20 protein-coding genes are annotated in these 19387 nt (G+C 61.9%); 10 read left to right on the forward strand and 10 right to left on the reverse strand.

The features are described 5' to 3' along the window. Positions 1-21: 21 nt before the first annotated feature. The 3 genes from C5L10_RS30860 to hemW are packed head-to-tail and all read left to right on the forward strand — an operon-like array spanning position 22 to position 2282. Positions 22-429, forward strand: coding sequence for a VOC family protein (locus C5L10_RS30860; protein ID WP_105432812.1), 408 nt, complete (start codon positions 22-24; stop codon positions 427-429). Between the two features lie 8 nt (positions 430-437). Next, positions 438-1082 carry an RdgB/HAM1 family non-canonical purine NTP pyrophosphatase gene (gene rdgB / locus C5L10_RS30865; protein ID WP_046630401.1) on the forward strand — a complete coding sequence of 215 codons (645 nt, stop codon included), beginning with the start codon at positions 438-440 and terminating at the stop codon, positions 1080-1082. A 6-nt stretch (positions 1083-1088) separates the two neighbouring features. Beyond that, positions 1089-2282, forward strand: a complete 1194-nt coding sequence (gene hemW / locus C5L10_RS30870) for a radical SAM family heme chaperone HemW (RefSeq protein ID WP_105432813.1) — start codon at positions 1089-1091, stop codon at positions 2280-2282. A gap of 10 nt (positions 2283-2292) precedes the next feature. Here hemW and C5L10_RS30875 read toward each other — a convergent pair whose 3' ends face one another. The 6 genes from C5L10_RS30875 to mutM all read right to left on the reverse strand — a co-directional run bounded on the left by C5L10_RS30875 (position 2293) and on the right by mutM (position 8106). Then, positions 2293-2886 (reverse strand): bifunctional 2-polyprenyl-6-hydroxyphenol methylase/3-demethylubiquinol 3-O-methyltransferase UbiG, encoded by a 594-nt coding sequence (locus C5L10_RS30875; protein WP_105432814.1) that lies wholly within the window; start codon positions 2884-2886, stop codon positions 2293-2295. A gap of 9 nt (positions 2887-2895) precedes the next feature. After that, on the reverse strand, positions 2896-3513 hold the full coding sequence (locus C5L10_RS30880; RefSeq protein ID WP_105432815.1) for a LysE family translocator: 618 nt from the start codon (positions 3511-3513) through the stop codon (positions 2896-2898). A gap of 5 nt (positions 3514-3518) precedes the next feature. Then, positions 3519-5084, reverse strand: a complete 1566-nt coding sequence (dnaA, locus tag C5L10_RS30885) for a chromosomal replication initiator protein DnaA (protein WP_105432816.1) — start codon at positions 5082-5084, stop codon at positions 3519-3521. A gap of 857 nt (positions 5085-5941) precedes the next feature. Further along, complete coding sequence (gene rpsT / locus C5L10_RS30890) at positions 5942-6208, reverse strand: 30S ribosomal protein S20 (protein ID WP_038594489.1); 267 nt, start codon at positions 6206-6208, stop codon at positions 5942-5944. 191 nt (positions 6209-6399) lie between these two features. Next, entirely contained in the window at positions 6400-7173 is a 774-nt protein-coding gene (locus C5L10_RS30895; RefSeq protein ID WP_105432817.1) for an enoyl-CoA hydratase, read from the reverse strand. Between the two features lie 54 nt (positions 7174-7227). After that, complete coding sequence (gene mutM, locus C5L10_RS30900) at positions 7228-8106, reverse strand: bifunctional DNA-formamidopyrimidine glycosylase/DNA-(apurinic or apyrimidinic site) lyase (protein ID WP_105432818.1); 879 nt, start codon at positions 8104-8106, stop codon at positions 7228-7230. A gap of 151 nt (positions 8107-8257) precedes the next feature. Between mutM and ubiE the strand changes: the two genes are divergently transcribed. The 4 genes from ubiE (at position 8258) to C5L10_RS30920 (ending at position 12875) form a co-directional block, all read left to right on the forward strand. After that, entirely contained in the window at positions 8258-9034 is a 777-nt protein-coding gene (gene ubiE, locus C5L10_RS30905) for a bifunctional demethylmenaquinone methyltransferase/2-methoxy-6-polyprenyl-1,4-benzoquinol methylase UbiE (protein ID WP_046630388.1), read from the forward strand. Between the two features lie 4 nt (positions 9035-9038). Continuing rightward, positions 9039-10601 carry a 2-polyprenylphenol 6-hydroxylase gene (gene ubiB / locus C5L10_RS30910; protein ID WP_105432819.1) on the forward strand — a complete coding sequence of 521 codons (1563 nt, stop codon included), beginning with the start codon at positions 9039-9041 and terminating at the stop codon, positions 10599-10601. A gap of 149 nt (positions 10602-10750) precedes the next feature. After that, complete coding sequence (locus C5L10_RS30915) at positions 10751-12112, forward strand: hypothetical protein (protein ID WP_105432820.1); 1362 nt, start codon at positions 10751-10753, stop codon at positions 12110-12112. Then, the gene (locus tag C5L10_RS30920; RefSeq protein ID WP_105432821.1) at positions 12099-12875 is read left to right on the forward strand and encodes a hypothetical protein; all 777 of its coding nucleotides are present in this window, start codon (positions 12099-12101) and stop codon (positions 12873-12875) included. The genes C5L10_RS30915 and C5L10_RS30920 overlap by 14 nt, the downstream gene beginning before the upstream one ends. A 27-nt stretch (positions 12876-12902) precedes the next feature. On the opposite strand, the gene C5L10_RS30925 is transcribed toward C5L10_RS30920, so the two are convergent. Together C5L10_RS30925 and C5L10_RS30930 are read right to left on the reverse strand one after the other, a co-directional pair. After that, complete coding sequence (locus C5L10_RS30925) at positions 12903-13463, reverse strand: glyoxalase superfamily protein (RefSeq protein WP_105432822.1); 561 nt, start codon at positions 13461-13463, stop codon at positions 12903-12905. Positions 13464-13687: 224 nt separating this feature from the next. After that, positions 13688-14047 (reverse strand): hypothetical protein, encoded by a 360-nt coding sequence (locus C5L10_RS30930; RefSeq protein WP_105432823.1) that lies wholly within the window; start codon positions 14045-14047, stop codon positions 13688-13690. A 126-nt stretch (positions 14048-14173) separates the two neighbouring features. Here C5L10_RS30930 and coaBC point away from each other — a divergent pair, with 126 nt between their 5' ends. Further along, positions 14174-15379 carry a bifunctional phosphopantothenoylcysteine decarboxylase/phosphopantothenate--cysteine ligase CoaBC gene (gene coaBC, locus C5L10_RS30935; RefSeq protein ID WP_105432824.1) on the forward strand — a complete coding sequence of 402 codons (1206 nt, stop codon included), beginning with the start codon at positions 14174-14176 and terminating at the stop codon, positions 15377-15379. A 3-nt stretch (positions 15380-15382) separates the two neighbouring features. Here the strand turns inward: coaBC and C5L10_RS30940 are convergent, their stop codons facing one another. Then, positions 15383-16177, reverse strand: coding sequence for a class II glutamine amidotransferase (locus C5L10_RS30940; RefSeq protein ID WP_046630369.1), 795 nt, complete (start codon positions 16175-16177; stop codon positions 15383-15385). Positions 16178-16371: 194 nt separating this feature from the next. On the opposite strand from C5L10_RS30940, the gene otsB reads away from it, so the two are divergent. Together otsB and otsA are read left to right on the forward strand one after the other, a co-directional pair. Continuing rightward, complete coding sequence (gene otsB, locus C5L10_RS30945) at positions 16372-17187, forward strand: trehalose-phosphatase (RefSeq protein ID WP_105432825.1); 816 nt, start codon at positions 16372-16374, stop codon at positions 17185-17187. A gap of 17 nt (positions 17188-17204) precedes the next feature. Beyond that, positions 17205-18581: an alpha,alpha-trehalose-phosphate synthase (UDP-forming) gene (gene otsA, locus C5L10_RS30950; RefSeq protein WP_046667383.1), complete on the forward strand. Its 1377-nt coding sequence runs from the start codon at positions 17205-17207 to the stop codon at positions 18579-18581. 98 nt (positions 18582-18679) lie between these two features. Here otsA and C5L10_RS30955 read toward each other — a convergent pair whose 3' ends face one another. Then, entirely contained in the window at positions 18680-19387 is a 708-nt protein-coding gene (locus C5L10_RS30955; RefSeq protein WP_105432826.1) for a glutathione S-transferase family protein, read from the reverse strand.

Below are 19387 nucleotides of genomic sequence, written 5' to 3' on the forward strand. Positions count from 1 at the left end.
ACTCGCTGAAAGAGGTGCTGTTTGATCGAAGGCATTCTCGAAACCGCACTTTATGCTGACGATCTTGATGCCGCCGAGGCCTTCTACGGCGGCATTCTCGGCCTTCAAAAGGTTCTGCGCGCCGGCAACAGGCATGTGTTCTTCCGCTGCGGGCCGGGCATCCTGCTGATCTTCAATCCTGCCGAGACGGTGAAGCCACCACCGGCCGGTGCGTTGCCGGTTCCGCCCCATGGTGCGACGGGACCCGGGCATATCTGCTTTCGCATGACGAGCGAAGCGATTGACTTGCTCAAGGAAAAGCTCAACAAGGCAGGCATTGCCATCGAAAGCGATTTCCGCTGGCCGAACGGTGCCCGCTCAATCTATTTCCGCGATCCGGCCGGCAACAGCCTGGAATGCGCAGAGCCGAGGCTCTGGAATATCGAATAGGAATTATCATGCGCAAGCTCGATACGAAAACGATCGTCGTCGCCAGCCACAATGCCGGAAAAATTCGCGAGATTGCAGAGCTGATCGGTCCCTTCGGCTTTTCCGCGAAATCCGCCGCCGAGCTGAAATTCGAAGAGCCGGACGAAACGGGCACGACATTCGAGGAAAACGCCGCGATCAAGGCGCTCGCCTCCGCCAAAGCCTCCGGACTGCCGGCTCTGTCGGATGATTCCGGCATCGTCATCGACGCGCTCGACGGCGCACCGGGCGTCTATACCGCCAACTGGGCGGAGCGTGAGGACGGCAGCCGCGACTTTCAGATGGCGATGGAAAAGGTCGAGAAGGCGCTGGAGGAGCGCAGTGCAACAAGGCCGGAGCAGCGTAGCTGCCGCTTTGTGAGCGTGCTGTGTCTCGCCTGGCCGGATGGACACACGGAAATGTTCCGTGGCGAGGTGGAAGGCACGGTGGTGTGGCCGCCGCGCGGCACCCAGGGTTTTGGTTATGACCCGGTCTTCCAACCGCGGGGCTATGATATTACCTTCGGTGAAATGAGCAGTGATCAGAAACATGGCTGGAAACCCGGCGAGCCGGAAGCGCTTTCGCACCGCGCGCGCGCCTTCAAGCGTTTCGTCGAAACCTGCCTGGAGGCTTGAGGCGCTTTGAATTCAGCCGCCCCTCTCCTTCCCGATACCCTTCTGCCCGATACCGGCGAACCGGGCTTCGGCATCTATGTGCATTGGCCGTTCTGCGCGGCGAAGTGCCCCTATTGCGACTTCAACAGCCATGTGCGCCACCAGCCGGTGGACCAGCCGCGCTTCACCGCCGCCTTCCTGAAGGAAATGGAGGTGATGCGAGGCATGAGCGGGCCGAAGACCGTCACCAGCATTTTCCTCGGCGGCGGCACGCCGTCGCTGATGGATCCCGCCACGGTCTCGGCGATCCTAGACGGCATCGCCAGGCATTGGCATGTTCCTGACGGTATCGAGATCACCATGGAGGCCAATCCCTCCAGCGTCGAGGCGACCCGCTTCCGCGGCTATCGTGCTGCCGGCGTCAACCGTGTCTCGCTCGGCGTGCAGGCACTCAACGATCCGGACCTCAAATTCCTCGGTCGGCTGCATGACGTTGCCGATGCCCTGAGGGCGATCAGGCTGGCGCGGGAGATCTTTCCGCGCATGTCGTTCGACCTGATCTATGCCCGGCCGAAACAGACGGTCGAGGCCTGGGAAGCGGAACTGAAGGAAGCTATATCCTACGCGGTCGACCATTTGTCGCTCTACCAGCTCACCATCGAGGAAGGCACGCCCTTCTATGGCCTGCACAAGGCCGGCAAGCTGATCGTGCCGGATGAAGAGCAGTCGGCAACGCTCTACGAGGCGACGCAGGAAATTACCGGGCGGTTCGGCATGCCGGCCTACGAGGTTTCCAATCACGCCCGCCCTGGTGCTGAAAGCCGCCACAACCTGACCTATTGGCGCTACGGCGATTATGCGGGCATCGGACCCGGCGCCCACGGGCGCCTGATGCGCGGCAGAAACAAGATCGCCACCTCCACAGAACGGCGTCCTGAAACCTGGCTTGAACAGGTGGAGCGTGTCGGGCACGGCATGCTGGACGAAGAAATCCTCGGCTTGGAGGAACAGGCCGACGAATTGCTGCTGATGGGCCTGCGGCTGCGAGAAGGCGTCGATCTCGCCCGCTGGCAGCAGCTTACCGGCCGGGACCCGGACCCGATCCGCGAGGAGCGGCTGCTGGAACACGGCTTCATCGAGCGGCTCGGCAATTCACGGCTGCGCTGCACGCCGTCCGGCATGCTGATCCTCGACGCGGTGGTTGCGGATCTGGCTTGCTGAAATCCGGCCTCTAGGCTTTTACCGCCAGCACATGCAGCCAGTCGGTCGGCTTTTTGTCGTAACCGCTGCCGTGCACCTCATCGATATCGACAGACGTCCAGGCGAAAGCCCCGTAGGCCGCGCTTAGCCAGGCCTTGGACGGGTAGTTATAATAACGTCCGAGGCCATCATAACCTTCGGCTTCGCCAGCCTTGAAGCTTGCGTAGAAGACGCCGCCCGGGCGCAAGGCCTTGTGGATGCGGCCGAGAATGCCACCGAGCTCCGCCCGCGGCGCATGCAGGAGGCATGCATTGGCCCATATGCCGTCAAACGCCGAGACCGCATCGATCTCCCCGAAACGGAGCACGGCAACCGGCCTGCCCAGATGTCTGGTGGCCTCCTCCGCCATCTCCGGCGTGCCATCCGTCGGCGTGACGTCGAAACCCCGCGCGATCATGACCGCGCTGTCCCGCCCGCTGCCGCAGCCGAGTTCGAGGATGGCGCTGCCGGGCGCGAGTTTTGACAGGAAGCTATCGAGGCGGCGTGTGTTCGGCGCGGAACTCGCCGCGTAGGTCACCGCGTTTTGGCTATAGAAGCTGGCCGTCGGATCCTTTTCGATGGCCATTGATGATCCTCAGCGCTGCGACATCAGCAGCTTGGTGCCAAAGCCGACAAAGACCATGCCGACGCCGAGATCGATCTTCTTCTTGGCCTTGAGATAGGCCGCCGCCACCGATCGATGGGTTATCAGCGCGACCAGGAAGGTATAATAGACCGTCGAGACGGCGACCATGACGGCAATCGCCGCCAGGCCATACAGGAAGGGCGTGCCGGCCGGCATGGTCGCGGCGAAAAGACTGGCGACGAAGAGCGCCGATTTCGGATTGGCAAGATTGGTTGCCAGCCCCATCCGGTAGGCGGTCTTGAGCGGCACTTCGATGCGAGCCGCCACGATATCAGCCGATTGGCGCGACTTTCGCGCATCCAAGAATATCTTCAACCCGAGCCAGACGAGATAAAGCCCGCCGACGATCTTGAGCGCCACATAGGCGAAGGGAGCCGCCTGAAAGAGGGCATTGATCCCCAGCCAGCCGGCAAAACCCCAGCAGAGCGTGCCGGTGATAGTGCCCATCGCCGCCAGCATCGGCACGCGGCGCGGCGCGGTGAGCGCATAACGCATGACCAGAAGCGTATTGGGCCCTGGCGTTATGCACGCCACGGCCCAGATCGTTGCGACAGAGAGCAGAAACATGGATTTTAAGCGTTGTTCTCGTTGATCAGCCGTTTCAAGAGTTCTACCTCGTGGCTGAGCTTCGTGTCACCCGAAATCAAGTCCTCGATCTTGCGAACCGCATGCAGGACGGTCGTGTGGTCCCTGCCCCCGAAACGGCGACCGATCTCCGGGAACGAACGCGGCGTCAGCGTCTTCGACAGATACATGGCGATCTGGCGCGGCTTGACAATGACGCGAGTGCGGCGGTTCGAGACCAGTTCCTGTCGCGACACATTATAATGGCGGGCGACGATGCGCTGGATATCCTCGATGCGAACGCGCTTGGCTTCGCCTGCGCCCACCAGATGCGCGAGCAGCTCATCGACACGCTCGATCGACAGTGAGGGCTCGAAGGAGCGGCGGAACAGAAGCTGGTTGAACGCGCCTTCCAGCTCGCGACCGCTGGCGGTCACATTGCGTGCGACGTGGCTCAGGATTTCCGCAGGGATATCCAGCGACGGATCATCCTGACGGGCAGTCGCCAGGCGGCCCTTGATCATCTCGAGACGCATCTCGTAGTCCGGCGCTTCGACTTCGATCGCCACACCGCCCTGCAGACGCGAGCGGACGCGCGGATCGAGCGATTCCAGCTCCCAAGGCGCCCGGTCGGCGGCAACCACCACCTGCTTGGCGCTGTCGAGCAGCATGTTCAGGAGATGGCAGAACTCGTTCTGGATCATCTTGCCCTGCAGGAACTGCATGTCGTCGATGATCAGCAGATCGATATTGCGCAGCGAGTCCTTCAGCGTCAGCGCGTCGTTGTCGCGGATCGCGGTCGCAAAGCGCCACATGAAATATTCCGCCGTCAGGTAGACGACCCGCGGCATGCGCTCGCTGCCGACGGCCGCATTGGCGATCGCCTGCAGAAGGTGTGTCTTGCCGAGGCCGACGCCCGAATGAATGAAGAGCGGATTGAAACGGACAGCGCTGGCGCCCGCTTCAGCGATGGTCTTGGCTGCGGCAAGCGCTACGCGGTTCGATGGGCCTTCCACGAAAGTGTCGAAGGTAAAGCGGCTGTCGAGCGGAGAGCCGAACAGCGGTCCGGGAGCCTGGGTAGAACGCGACGGCGCAGCAGACGGCGACGGGAAAGTGGCGATCTTGCCAATCTCGCGGGGGCCCTGAGAACGCGGAAACGAGGCAACAACAGCAGGTTCCGGGGCCAGACTGCGCTCTTCGCCTGCCACAGGCGCCTTAGTGTTGCGGCTCGCGCTGCGCACCAGGATTTCCACCTTCAGGATCTCGGCGTCTTCCGCCTGGAATATGGTGGTGATGAGATCGAGGTAACGATTGTTGATCCAGGACTTCAGAAAAGTGGTGGGTACCGTGAGCCGGACAACGCTCTTTGAGACGGAATGCAGCTTCAAACGCCCGAACCAGCTTGCATAAACATCCTGACCGACCTGTGCCTTCAGACGCGCACTAAACCGCTCAAAAAGAGCATTATGCTTCATTTCCGTCGTTTCCCCTGCCGCCTGGGAGCAACTTGAATCAAATGCCTGCCGCGCGTGGTCCCCATTACCTGCACGGGCTGATATAGTATTCATATGCATAATTCGCCGCCTTCCAAATCTCGTAGCCTGGCGGTTCTCGTTAACGCCGCCAGAACAAACTTCGTTTCAAGGCATAGCAAACCGTTCCCAATCATTGAGAACCGTCGCCGCCCGTCCCCTTTGTTTCAAAACCTTCTCTCGTCCTCGCAGCCGATCGAAAGTTACGCCCAGCCCGCCTCGTGAACGGTCTGCGCTTGCGGGAGCCACCCCACATATACGAACGCCCTCATCCTCATGGTGAGCCGTCCGAACTTCTTCCACCTCCTTTATCCGGACACTGGGACCGGATCGCGTTGACAAAAATCGACCGTTTCCGGAAATGCCAATTTCCGGATCGCAACCGATGGTTATCAGGAAAACGGGAGAATTTACCCCGTTGCAAAGGGCAAAAGTCTGCCTGCCGTCAAACACGTGACGGTAATCGGCAGCCCTTTGAAGTAATCCCCGCGCCCCTTGCTGAAGGCCATTTAGGCAGGATCAAATGCCAAGATCAATGATGAATTTTACGCAAAATTAAGAGCCGGGCGTTGACTCCGCGAGCGTGATTTGAATGTCACAGAGGCATTCATGGAGAATCGCTGTTGAATCAATGGGATTCAAAAATGACATACATTCTGAACGATCGTTCACAGAAAAAATAAAAATCTTCTTGACTCCACCTGGGGGCATTTAGCCGTCGCCCAAGTCACCCATGGACTCATAGACCTCCAGTAACTCATTGATAAAAAAAGGATTTTTCTGTCACGCCGATGACACGAAATTGTTAATGAGCCGGATAAATATAAGGAAGCCTGAGAGAATCACAAAAAGCCCGGTCGAGAGGACCAGGCTTCATTATGATACAGTTTGTGAAATGATCAGGCCGAGAGGGCCTTCACACGTGCAGCAAGACGGGACACCTTGCGGGATGCCGTGTTGCTGTGGAGCACGCCCTTGGTAGCGGCGCGCTGGATCTCCGGCTGGGCAGCCTTGAGGGCTTCTGCAGCAACGGTCATGTCGCCGGAAGCGATGGCTTCCTCGACCTTGCGGATGAAGCCGCGAACGCGCGAGCGGCGGGACTTGTTGACTGCGGTACGGCGAGCGATCTTGCGGGTCGCTTTTTTCGCCGAAGTTGTATTGGCCATTTCATGCCTCTCTACGAATTCGAACCAAACTCCGCCGTTGCCGCGCCGGTCCTTGCGACCATCAATCCAGCAATTCGGGAGCAATAGAGGAAGCCATGATCAGGCTTTCCCAACTGTGGGCGGGCATATAACCGGAATACCCGCCCCAGTCAACGCGCATTTTGGCGGATGACCATCCGCTTTCGCGCGATTTACCGGTTGGAGAACTGCGGCTTGCGCTTTTCCACGAAGGCGGCCATGCCTTCCTTCTGGTCGCTGGTCGCAAACAGCGAATGGAAAAGCCGCCGTTCGAAGCGCAGGCCTTCGGCAAGCGTGCCCTCGAAGGAACGGTTGACGGCCTCCTTTGCCATCAGCACCGCGGCGCGCGGGAAGGAGGCGATCTTCGCTGCCGCCTCGACCGCCTCGTCGATCAGCCGATCCGGCGAAACGATCCGCGACACCAGCCCTGCCCGCTCCGCTTCCGCGACATCCATCATCCGGCCGGTCATCACCATGTCCATCGCCTTCGCCTTGCCGACCGCCCGGGTCAGCCGCTGCGAACCGCCCATGCCGGGAATGACGCCGAGCGTGATCTCCGGCTGGCCGAACTTCGCGGTTTCGGAGGCGATGATGAAATCGCACATCATGGCAAGCTCGCAGCCGCCGCCGAGCGCGAAACCGGAAACGGCGGCGATCATCGGCTTGCGGGTCGCGGCGATCGCCTCCCAGCCGGAGATGAAGTCGTTGACATAGGCCTCGACGAAATCGGTGCCCTGCATTTCCTTGATATCGGCGCCGGCGGCAAAGGCCTTTTCCGAGCCGGTGAGCACGATCGCCCCGATCGCCTCGTCCTTGCCGAAGGCGGAAAGCGCTTCGGTCAATTCGGCCATGACGATCGAGTTCAGCGCGTTCAGCGCCTTCGGACGATTGAGGGTGATGAGCGCGACGGCGCGCCGGGTTTCGGTCAGCAGGGTTTCGTAGCTCATCGAATGTCTCCTCTTAGCTCTTCTGCTTCTGGCAGCAGTTATTTCTGGCAGCGGTTATTTCTGGCAGACGGGGCAATAGAATGTGGAGCGGCCCGCCTGGGTGATGCGGGCGACGGTACCGCTGCAGCCCAGCGTGCGGCAAGCGCCGCCCTCCCTGTCGTAGACGGAGAAGGAGTGCTGGAAATAACCAAGCGAGCCATCCGTCTGGATATGATCTCTCAGCGACGAACCTCCGGCGGCGATCGCATCGGCAATAACGTCCCTGATCGACTGGTTGAGGAGGACCAGTTCCTTGTTCGGCCTGCCGGTCTTGGTCACGACACTGCCGGCTGCGCGTTTCGGCGAAAGATGCGAGCGCCACAGCGCCTCGCAGACATAGATATTGCCGAGACCCGCTATCACAGTCTGGTCGAGCAGCGCGCCCTTGAGCGGCTGGCTTTTGCCCGCCAATCTCGCGGCCAGATAGTCCACATCGAGCGCATTGCCGGTCGGCTCCGGCCCGAGCTCGGCAAAGGCCGGATAAAGATCGAGCTCGCTGCGCTTCCACAGCTGCATGAAGCCGAAGCGGCGCGGATCGTTATAGATGACGCGCAGTAGGTCTTGCTTCTGCCTCAGATGGAAGACGACATGATCGTGTTTCTGATCCTTCGAACGCGGATGGTGGAACTCGCCGAGCGCTTCGTTCTCGATCCGAAACGATCCCGACATGCCGAGATGGCTGATCACGGTCAGATCGTCCTCCAGGTCGATCAGCAGGTACTTGGCGCGCCTGCCGAGCGAGACGATACGGCGTTCGTTGACGGCATCGGCGAAATTCTCCGGCAGCGGAAAGCGCAGGTCCGGGCGATTGAGTTCCAGCCTGGCGATCACCGCACCTTCCATTGCCGGGGCGAGACCGCGCCGGACGGTTTCCACCTCTGGCAATTCGGGCATGATCGACTAACTTCCTGTTTCAACGACATCGCGCCTGGTCTATAGACCGGACCGGATGTCGCACCCATGTAAAGACACGCGCCACAGATAGCGTGCGATGACCGATTTCGCTATGGTCGCCGACCAGAAGAGAGACGTTAGGAGTTCACCGATGACTGAAGCCCGTACCAGCGCCGACGGCGGGATGGAAACGTCCTATGGCTTCCGCAAGGTCGCGGATGGCGAGAAACAGGGCCTCGTCAACGACGTCTTCCACAAGGTCGCCAAACGCTACGACGTGATGAACGACGTGATGTCGGCCGGCATGCACCGTGTCTGGAAGGATGCGCTGATCGCCTCGCTCAATCCGAGAAAGGACGTCGGCTACAAAACCTTGGACGTGGCCGGCGGCACGGGCGATATCGCTTTCCGCATCGTCGAGGCTTCCGACCGCAAGGCGCATGTGACAGTGCTCGACATCAACGGCTCGATGCTGGGCGTCGGGGCCGAGCGCGCCGAGAAGAAACGTCTATCCGAAAACCTCGCCTTCGTCGAGGCCAATGCAGAGTCGCTGCCTTTCGAGGCGAATTCCTTCGACGCCTATACGATCGCCTTCGGCATCCGCAACGTGCCGCATATCGACGTGGCGCTGAAGGAGGCCTATCGCGTGCTGAAGCGTGGCGGACGGCTGCTGGTGCTGGAATTTTCCGAAGTCGAGATGCCGCTTCTCGAACGCTTCTACGAGGAATGGTCTTTCAAGGCGATCCCACGCTTCGGCAGGATGATTACCGGCGAGGCCGAACCCTATCAATATCTGGTGGAATCGATCCGAAAATTCCCGAACCAGGAGAATTTCGCGGCGATGATTCGCAATGCGGGTTTTTCGCGCGTCACCTACACCAATTATACCGGCGGCATCGCGGCGCTGCATTCCGGCTGGAAGCTCTGAACGCATGAGCACGATCGGCGCTTATTTCCGGCTTGCCCGCGTCGGCTGGGTTCTTGTGCGCGAGGGTGTGGTATCGGCGCTGCCGACCCAGGACATGCCGCCTTCCGTCGGCCTCATCAAGGCGCTGGTGGAGCCCTTGGCGCGGTTTCGCTCCAAGACGCAGGCGCGCAGCGAGCGGCTGACCCGCGCCGTCGACCGGCTGGGGCCTTCCTATGTCAAGATCGGCCAGTTCCTGGCAACCCGTCCGGATGTGGTCGGCGTCGACTGGGCCGTCGATCTCGCCATGCTGCAGGACCGGATGGCCTTCTTCCCGACCGCGATTGCGAAAGCGGCGGTCGAGGCATCGCTCGGCCGAACGATCGGCGATCTCTATTCCTCCTTCGGCGAGCCGATCGCGGCCGCCTCGATCGCCCAGGTCCATCCCGGCGTCGTCAATGACAGGAAAGTGGCCATCAAGGTGGTCCGCCCGGGCGTGCGCCAGCGCTTCGCCCACGACATCGAAAGCATGTATCTCCTGGCGCGCATGCAGGAACGCTTCATGCGCTCCAGCCGCCGCTTGAGGCCCGTCGAAGTGACCCGGACGCTCGAACAGACCACGAAGGTGGAAATGGACCTGCGCCTGGAGGCTGCTGCGCTTTCGGAGATTGCCGAGAATACTAAGGACGATCCGGGGTTCCGGGTGCCGCTGGTCGACTGGGAACGCACCGGCCGCGACGTGATCACCATGGAGTGGATCGACGGCGTCAAGATGTCGGATGTTGCGAGCCTTCGCGCCGCCGGCCACAATCTCGAAAAGCTCGCCGAGGTGCTGATCCAGTCCTTCCTGCGCCACACGCTGCGGGACGGTTTTTTCCATGCGGACATGCATCCCGGCAATCTGTTCGTCGATTCCGCCGGCACGATCGTCGCGGTCGACATGGGCATTGTCGGGCGATTGGGCAAAAAGGAGCGCCGTTTCCTTGCCGAAATCCTCTACGGCTTCATCACCCGCGACTATATGCGTGTCGCGGAAGTGCATTTCGAGGCGGGCTACGTGCCGGCGCATCACGACGTGGCGAGCTTCGCCCAGGCAATCCGTGCGATCGGCGAACCGATCCACGGCCAGCCGGCCGAAACGATCTCCATGGCGCGGCTCCTGGCGCTGCTCTTCGAGGTCACCGACCTGTTCGAGATGCAGACCCGCACCGAACTGATCCTACTGCAGAAGACCATGGTCGTGGTCGAAGGCGTGTCGCGCATGCTCGATCCGCGCTTCAACATGTGGAAGGCCTCGGAACCCGTCGTGGGTCAATGGATCCGCGACAATCTCGGACCGAAACGCATTGTCTCGGACCTGCGCGATGGCGTGAAAGCCGCCGTCAAGCTTGCCGAAGCCCTGCCGGAAATCGCCGCCAAGACGGAGAAATTGCACCAGGAACTCGTCTATATGAGCGAGCACGGCCTGCGCTTCGATCCTGAGACGACAGAGGCCATCGGCAGGTCGGAGGCGCGGCACAATCGCTCAGGGCGCGTCGCGCTGTGGATCATCGCGCTGTCGCTGCTGTATCTCGCCTTCACGCTCAGCTGAGGTTTGTCCGGTCGCCTGATGATGCGAAAACCCTACTCCACAAGGGCTTTCGCCATATTGCAACTCCAAACCGGCCTTTATTCCGCCGAGTTCTTCATTCTCTGTTAAGGAATACATTCCTTTGGGACTTGGCCTTCCGGAGACGTTTCATGGCGCTAGGCGCAACTCAACGCTTGCATGACGGCGTCGCGGCCGTCGAGACGATGACCCGCTTCGCGCTTGCCGTGCTGGCGCTGGCATCCGGCGTCTACACCTATCTCGGTGCGCGCAGCATTCTCGACGGCTCGCCGACGGCCGTGTTCTTTGCGGCGGTCATCTACTCCGCCTCGGTCTCGGTCGGCATCTATGCCTTCTGGTCCTACATGGCCCGGTTCTATCCGCATGTGACGACCCGTGCCGGGCGGACGGCCATGCTCGGCGTCATGGCGGTCGGCGCTGCGATGATCCTTGCCATGTCGAGCTGGCTGAACGCGGCGGCGCTTGCCGGTTCCGCTGCCGTGGAGCAGCATCTTTCCGAAACGGTCGAGGACTATACCGCCGATCTCGACCGCGCCCACCAGAACGCACTCGCGGCGCAAAGCCTGTTGCCGGATATCCAGCGCGCGTCCGAGCGTTTCGCCCAGCTCGCGGGCGTCGAGCGCCAGTCCGGTTCGCTCACCGGCACGACCGGATCGGGGAGCGTCGTGCAGCTTCTCAGCCAGATGTCGGCGCAGATGAAGTCGCTTACAGCCAACATCAACGCCTCGCGCGAGCAGGTGGACGGCCTCTTCGCCCAAGGGCAGAAACGGCTCGAGACGATGCGTTCGCTGGTTTCCGCGCCGGGCACGATCGAGCCGCGTGCCGACCAGTTCTCCACGGAAGCCGTGGCGCTGACCGGCGTCATCACCTCGCTCGCCCAGACCTCGATCGCGCCGTCGATCCGCCGCGCGGCGGATGACCTGTCGCTCGGCTTCATCGCGCCGGTTCCGGATGGCGGCGCTGCCGATCTCGTCAACCGACAGAACCAGGTGATGGACACCGTCCGCACTTCGGTGACGGCGCAATCCAAGGCGCTTGCCAAGGCCGCCGACGAAATCCTCGCCCGGCCGCCGGTGCAGGAGCGCCGTTTCGTGCCGCTCTCCTCCGCCGAAGCCGTGCTGCATTATGCGCAGGACTTCATTCCCGCCTGGGCCGGCGCTATTTCCATCGACCTTCTGCCTGGCGTGATGGTGTTCATTCTCGCCACCGTGCATGGCGCGATCCGCCGCCAGGAGGAAAACCTGCCCTTCGCCGAACGGATCACCGCGGCCGAGCTTCTCAGAGCACTGGAAGTTCAGCGTGCCGTCACGGCAAGCGGGGTGAACATCGAGCAGGCGGTCGCCAAGGCGGAAGCCGACGACAAGGCATCGGCGCCAAGGCCGCGGCCGGCACCTGAATCAACGCCGGAACCAGCGTCTGAAGGCGAACCGAACAACATCACCGCCATCGACCTCAAGTCACGCAGCCGGGACCGGTCGCATGAGGATCGGTGAGGCGATCCGAAAGCTCGATGAAGGCGTCCTGATGCGCGGCGCCTTCTATATTCTTCTCTCGGCTGCTGCGGTTTTCCTCGTCGTCGATATTCGCGACATGACGATGATGAACGCCGCCTTGCCCGGCTTTGATCCGATGCACGAGGACCAGCCCGTACTGCCGCCGGCCTTGACCGAAGGCATGCCCGCCGCACCGCCGGTGCAGCCTGCCAGCCCCAAGGAAGTGCTGCGAAAGCCGATCACCTTCGAGCTTACCACGGGCGGCGTGCTGCTCGCCGAAGGGACGATCGACCCAGGCGCCGCCGCCCGCTTCTCAAAGGAGATCGAAACGCGCGGGGAGTATGTGAAGACGGTGACGCTCAATTCCCCCGGCGGCTCGGTGGACGATGCCCTCGCCATGTCGAAGCTGATCCGCGATAGGAAGCTCGACACGAAGGTAGCGTCGAAAGCGCTCTGCGCCTCTTCCTGCCCGATCGTATTTGCCGGCGGCGTCGGGCGTTTGGCGGAAAAGGATGCGGTGATCGGCGTGCACCAGGTGTTCAATGGAAGCAAAGACCGACCGTCGGCGGAACAGGCGATGTCCGCCGCGCAGGCGACCACCGCACGGGTCGCCCGCCATCTCGACCAGATGGGCATCGGCGCGGGTCTCTGGATCCATGCGCTCGAAACGCCTCCGGACAGGCTCTATTACCTGACGCCGAAGGAGATGACCGATTTCAAGCTGACGACCGAGCCGCTCGCGACGGCGAGGAAGAAGATCTAGCGTCCCGTTGGGCCTTGAGACCCCAGGTCAGCCCTGCGGCTTGATCTCCCGCTCGCAAAAGGTGATGCGGTTGCTGAACGGGTCGGTGACCGTCACCTCCAGGCCCCAATCCGCCTGTTCCAGCCCCGGCTTCATGTAATGGTAGTTCCTGCCGATCAGCTCCTGCTGAAAGGCGCGCGCACCCGTCATCGGCACGAAGACCCTGGCTCCCGGCGACGCGTCGCCCGCATGTTCGGAGAGGTGCATCAGCATGCCGCTTCGCGAGATCTGGCAATAGAGCGGGAAATTTTCGCCGAAGCGATGCTCCCAGTCTACTGTGAAGCCTAAGAAATCGCGGTAGAATTCCATCGCCTTGTCGACGGAGAATATCCGGAAGATCGGAATGGCCGGCTGGATCGAAACCGCATCCGGCTTCCTTTGCTGCGGCTCTGCCGCGTCGATCTTTGCAGCAAGGATATTCCAGTTGTCGTAGCCGAACTGCGCTGCAACCAGTTCCAGGACCTGGCTATGCGTCAGCTCGACCTTACGTTCGGCAAGCGCCTCGCGCAGGCTTTTCGCCATCAGTTTTGCATCGCGGAAATCGCGCATCTCATCATCCTTTCAACAGACGAACAAGGACCGGTCAGGTCCCATCAATCAGCGCCCGCATTGCTGATCCGTTCGTCATCGCTGGCCGGATTGGCAAAGGATGAGAGGCGGTGGATGCGTTCACCTTGGCGCTTGAGGGCGCCGCGGGCGGCTGGCCGCATCCGGCCGCAAACAGGATTAAAGCAGTCCAGAATCTAGCGCAAGATGTTCGGATTGCTTTAGCGTCAGTGCGTGACCGGTTCCGGGAAAATCCGGCCCTCCTTCGCCTTGGCGCTTGCCTTGAAGAGCGGCCGCGTCGGGCTGGTGACGACATCGATGGCTGCGGCAGTCGCGCTCTCGATCACCTCGCCGGCCACGCTTGCGGCAAGGGCCCGTCTGCGGCCGCTTGCCTTGCCGGGCTTGCGGATGTCGGCCCGCTCGTCGGTCAGGGCGGTGGCGGCAGCATTGGCGCCGGCGACGAGCGCTCTCGCCAAGATCTGCCGGCCGGTGCGGCTCGCCAGCATGTTGCGCAGCAATGACGACCTGCGCACGGATTTCGGCACCTTGAACCCTGCTATCTTCTTCGGAATAAAATTCTTTTTCATGACGGCTCTCCTTTGCAGCCGAACTCCCGTCAGCTGCAACCGTTCCGTGACGCCGTCCGTGGGAAGGCAATTGCAACTCGGCGGCCAAAGGCTTAGCTTCCCGCCATTCTGGCATCGGGTAATGGCATGGAACTCTCCGGCAAGCGCATCCTTCTGATCATCTCCGGCGGCATCGCGGCCTATAAGAGCCTCGACCTGATCCGCCGGCTTCGCGAGCGGGGCGCATTGGTTCGTCCGATCATGACCAGGGCGGCCCAGGAATTCATCACGCCGCTCGCGGTCGGCGCGCTATCCGCCAGCCATGTCTATATCGATCTGTTTTCCCGTGAAGACGAGCAGGATGTCGGCCATATCAGGCTCGCCCGCGACAACGACCTCGTGATCGTAGCACCCGCCAGCGCCGACCTGATGGCGAAGATGGCGCATGGGCTGGCGGACGATCTGGCGAGCGCCGTGCTGCTTGCCACCGACCGGCCGGTCCTGATCGCGCCCGCCATGAACCCGAAAATGTGGGCAGCGCCCGCGACCAGGCGCAATGTCGGGACGCTGAAAACCGACGGCATCCATTTCATAGGCCCGATGGCCGGCGAGATGGCCGAGAGCAACGAGAGCGGCACCGGCCGCATGGCCGAACCGCTGGAAATCGTCGCCGAAGCCGTCAAACTGCTGGACGGCGCATCGAAGCCGCTGGCCGGCAAAAAGGTGATCGTCACATCAGGCCCGACCCATGAGCCGATCGACCCGGTGCGTTATATCGCCAACCGCTCCTCCGGCCGGCAAGGCCATGCGATTGCCGCGGCACTCGCGAAGCTTGGCGCAGACGTGACGCTCGTCTCCGGACCGGTGACCATACCCGATCCGGTGGGCGTGAAGACCGTACATGTGGAACGCGCCGAGGAAATGCTGGAAGCGGTGACCTCCCGGCTGCCGGCCGATATCGCCGTCATGGTGGCGGCGGTCGCAGACTGGCGCGTCGCCTCGTCGGCCGGCCAGAAGATCAAGAAGCGGCCCGGCGAGGCCCCGCCTCCCCTGTTGCTGACCGAAAACCCTGATATCCTTAAGACCGTGGGTCATCACGAAAAGCGGCCCAAGATCGTGGTCGGCTTTGCCGCAGAGACCCAGGATGTCGAAAAGAACGGCCGGGCGAAACTCGAACGCAAGGGCGCCGACCTGATCGTTGCCAACGACGTGTCGCCGGAAACCGGCATCATGGGTGGCACCCGCAACCGGGTGAAGATCATCAGCGCCAAAGGCGTCGATGAATGGCCCGATCTCGACAAGGACGAGGTGGCGGAGCGCCTCGCGGCGCTGATCGCTTCGAAGCTCGGATAGATTTCAGGCCGCTTCGGAAAGCGCTTTCGGCCGGAAGAGCGCGACCTGCATGCCATCGGCATCCACGACGACGGCGCTGCCGTCCGGGATTTCCACCCAGGTATCGACCTCGTCGTTCAGCGGCTCGGACACCAGGCAATAACCCGTTTCGCCGCCCATCGGCGCCGCGTAGAGCGTTGGCGGTTTGTGGTCGGTGGCGTAACGCACCGCGTAGAGTTCCCGGCCGTTGGAATAGGCGGCGGTGAAGCGCACCAATGCCTCACCCGATTTTTCGATCGACAGGTCCTCGACCGTGGCGATCGCCTTTTCCATTGCCTGGAACGGATCGGTATCCAGGCCGAACTGCAAGGCGAGCAGGAAGAGAAGTTCGGAATCCGTCGTGCCGTTACGGGCATCGAACAGCGCGTCCGAGAGCATGCCCTCCATATGTCGGCGGATGCGCTCGAAGCCGGAGATCTGGCCGTTATGCATGAACGACCAGTGGCCCTGGACGAACGGGTGGCAGTTGTCGCGCCGCGTCGCGCCATGGGTAGCCGCCCGGACATGGGCGAGGAAGAGCGGCGAACGGATCTGCCGCGCCAGGCTCTTCAGATTGCAGTCGGACCAGGCGGGCAGGATGTCGCGGTAGCGGCCGGGTTCCGGCCGGTCCCCATACCAGGCAATGCCGAAACCATCACCATTCGTCGCGGTCTTGGCGCGGGTGGCGCAATGAGACTGCTCGATCAGGGAATGGGCCGGCGAGGAGACGAGTTCTTCGAGATAAAGAGGTTCGCCGCGATAGGCTGCCCAACGACACATGGGTCTTTCTGCTCCGACATTGCCGCCCGTCCGCGGCCTGAGAATCCAGGAACTTCAGGGTCTCTACAAAGGCTTAATGAAACATGAATTCGGGGGTTACATGCCAGTTTCTTACTAAAGAATGTATCACTTTTTGCGACAAGGCGTGATCTTTCGAGGTTGCCGCGGGAATTTGGCGGCCTAGATAGAGGCTCATGTCGCGTAAAGAACAGCCGAGCCCAGCTACAGCAGAAGCGCCCCTTCCGGGGGATCCCGTTCTCGCCAGGCTCATGCTCGAACCCGAGGGATGGGCGCTGTTTCTCGATATCGACGGCACGCTGATCGAGCTTGCCGAGACCCCGGACGCGATCGTCGTACCGGCGGAACTGCCCGAAAACCTGCATCGTCTTTCCATGAGGCTTGGCGGCGCGCTGGCGCTGGTCACGGGCCGGGCTCTTCCCTATGCCGACCAGCTTTTCACGCCGTATCAGTTCCCGATCGCCGGCCTGCATGGCTCCGAGCGCCGCGATCCCTCCGGGGCGATCAGCCGCGTCGAGATCCGCGCCGCGTTCGAGGATCTGAAGGCGGCTCTTGTCCGCGAGGCCCGCCAATGGCCGGGTGTTCTGGTGGAGGACAAGGGTGCGGCCGTCGCCGCTCATTATCGCCAGGCACCGGAGCAACGGGAAGCTGTCGAGGCGGCCATGCCCCGCTACCTCGATATGGCGGGCCCGGACTTCACGCTCCAACACGGCAAGATGGTAATGGAAATCCGGCCGGCCCAGGCGAGTAAGGGCCACGCCTTGCAGGCCTTTCTCGATCAGCCACCCTTCAAGGGCCGCAAGCCGATCGCGATCGGCGACGACGTGACCGACGAGGCGATGTTCCGCACCGCCAACGAACTCGGCGGCCATTCCATCCGTATCACCGAGACACCGGGTGACACGGAGGCCAAATCCACCCTCCCCTCGGCCGCTGCCTTGCGCGCGGCAATCAAAGCGCTTGCGAGTGGCGTCAAGCCCGACGCCGCGTGAGCTGAAAGGACAATACCTTGAGCCGACTTGTCGTCGTTTCGAACCGTGTCTCCCTGCCGCAGAAAAGTGGCGATGCTCCAGCCGGCGGGCTGGCTGTCGCGCTGCAGGCCGCTCTGGAAGAGCACGGCGGCATCTGGATGGGATGGTCCGGCAAATCCAGCGGCGCGAAGGAACCGGCGCCGCTCGACATGCAGCAGCATGGCAACATCACCTATGCGCTCACCGATCTCACCAAGACGGACGTCGAGGAATATTACCACGGGTTTGCCAACCGCGTGCTCTGGCCGATCTGTCATTACCGGATGGATCTCGCGGAATATGGACGCAAGGAGATGGCGGGTTATTTCCGCGTCAACCGCTTCTTCGCCCACAAGCTGGCGCCGCTCATCCAGGAAGACGACGTCATCTGGGTGCACGACTACCACCTGATCCCGCTGGCCGCGGAACTGCGCCAGATGGGCCTCAAGAACAAGATCGGCTTCTTCCTGCACATTCCCTGGCCGCCGGCTGACGTGCTGTTCACCATGCCCGTTCACGAGGAGATCATGAAAGGGCTGTCGTATTACGATCTGGTCGGGTTTCAGACGGATCACGATCTTGCGAATTTCGCGGGCGGGCTCGTGCGTGAGGGCATCGGCGAGGCGCTTGAGGGCGGAAAGCTCACCTCCTACGGACGCACCTTCAAGGGCGGTTTCTATTCGATCAGTATCGAAACTGCCGCCTTTGCCGAATACGCAAAGAAAGCGGCGAGCAATATCATGGTGCGCAAGGCCAAGCAGAGTATCGAAGGGCGCGATCTGATCATCGGCGTCGACCGGCTGGATTACTCGAAGGGGATCACCCAGCGGATCGACGCCTTCGAGCACTTCGTCAAATCCAACCCCGCCCATCACAACCGTGTCACCTACCTGCAGATCACCCCGAAATCCCGCTCCGAAGTGCCGGAATACGAGCAGATGCAGCGCATGGTGGCCGAGCAGGCAGGGCGCGTGAACGGTGCGATCGGCACGGTCGACTGGGTACCTATCCGCTATATCAACCGCTCGATCGGCAGGCCCGTTCTGGCGGGCCTTTATCGGCTCGCCAAAATCGGGCTGGTCACGCCGCTACGCGACGGCATGAACCTGGTCGCCAAGGAATATGTCGCGGCACAGGATCCGGAAAATCCAGGCGTCCTGGTGCTGTCGCGTTTTGCGGGTGCGGCGCGGGAACTGCGTGGGGCGCTGCTGGTCAATCCCTATGACATCGAAGGAACCGCGAATGCGATCGCGCGCGGCATCAACATGCCGATCGAGGAGCGCAAGGAGCGCTGGGGCCGCATGATGGAGCACCTCCTTGAACACGACGTCACCCGCTGGTGCGACGACTTCCTCAAGGATCTTACAGCGGCGTAAGCTCCTCAAAACTCTGAAGGTCACCCCGGTATCACGTCCGCCAAGTGCCTTGGTCATGGCGTCCCAAGAACGCCATGACTGCGCATGAATATAGGCGATCACGCCGCCTGCTTCAGAGATCCGAGCGCTTCGTCGAGGCTCACGTGGCCGAGGAACTGGCCACTCGTCTGCGCTTGTTCCTGATGTTCGATGGCCCAGGCGAACCGCACCGCCGGGTCCTGCTGCAGACGCTCGTAGAGCGCATTGAGCCCCGGAAACTGCCTCCGGTCGACGACCTGATGGAAATCGTTCCAGCGGGCGATGCCGGCGAAATAGGCATCCGCAAAGCTCTTCTCGTCGCCGAGCAGCCATTCGCGGCCACCAAGGAGCGTTTCGAGCTGCGCATGCGCCTTCTCGACCTTAGCGATACCATAAGTGCGAAGCGCCTGCTTGGCCTGCGGGTCGAGTTCATGCTCCACCGTGTGCCAGAGCGGACCGAAGGCGTTGAAAAAGGCGGTATTGAGGAAAGCCAGCATCTGGTTCAGCCGGTCGAATTTTTCCGACTTCGGATCGAAACCCCAGCCCTTGCCCACCGTGCGCGCGGCGATGTGGTTGAGGATCGCCATACTCTCGCTCATCACCCGGCCATCCGGCAGCATCAGCGACGGTGTTTCGCCGATCGGATTGACCGGCTTGTAGGCCTCGCTCGAAACCACGGCCGGCATTTCGACGCGGCACAGCCGATAGGGCGCGCCGGTCCATTCGAGCGCGACGATCGAGCCGAAGGAACATCCTTCCGGAACGCCGTAAAACAGGATCGGTGTCAT

The organism is Neorhizobium sp. T6_25 (assembly GCF_002968555.1).
Lineage (GTDB): Bacteria > Pseudomonadota > Alphaproteobacteria > Rhizobiales > Rhizobiaceae > Neorhizobium.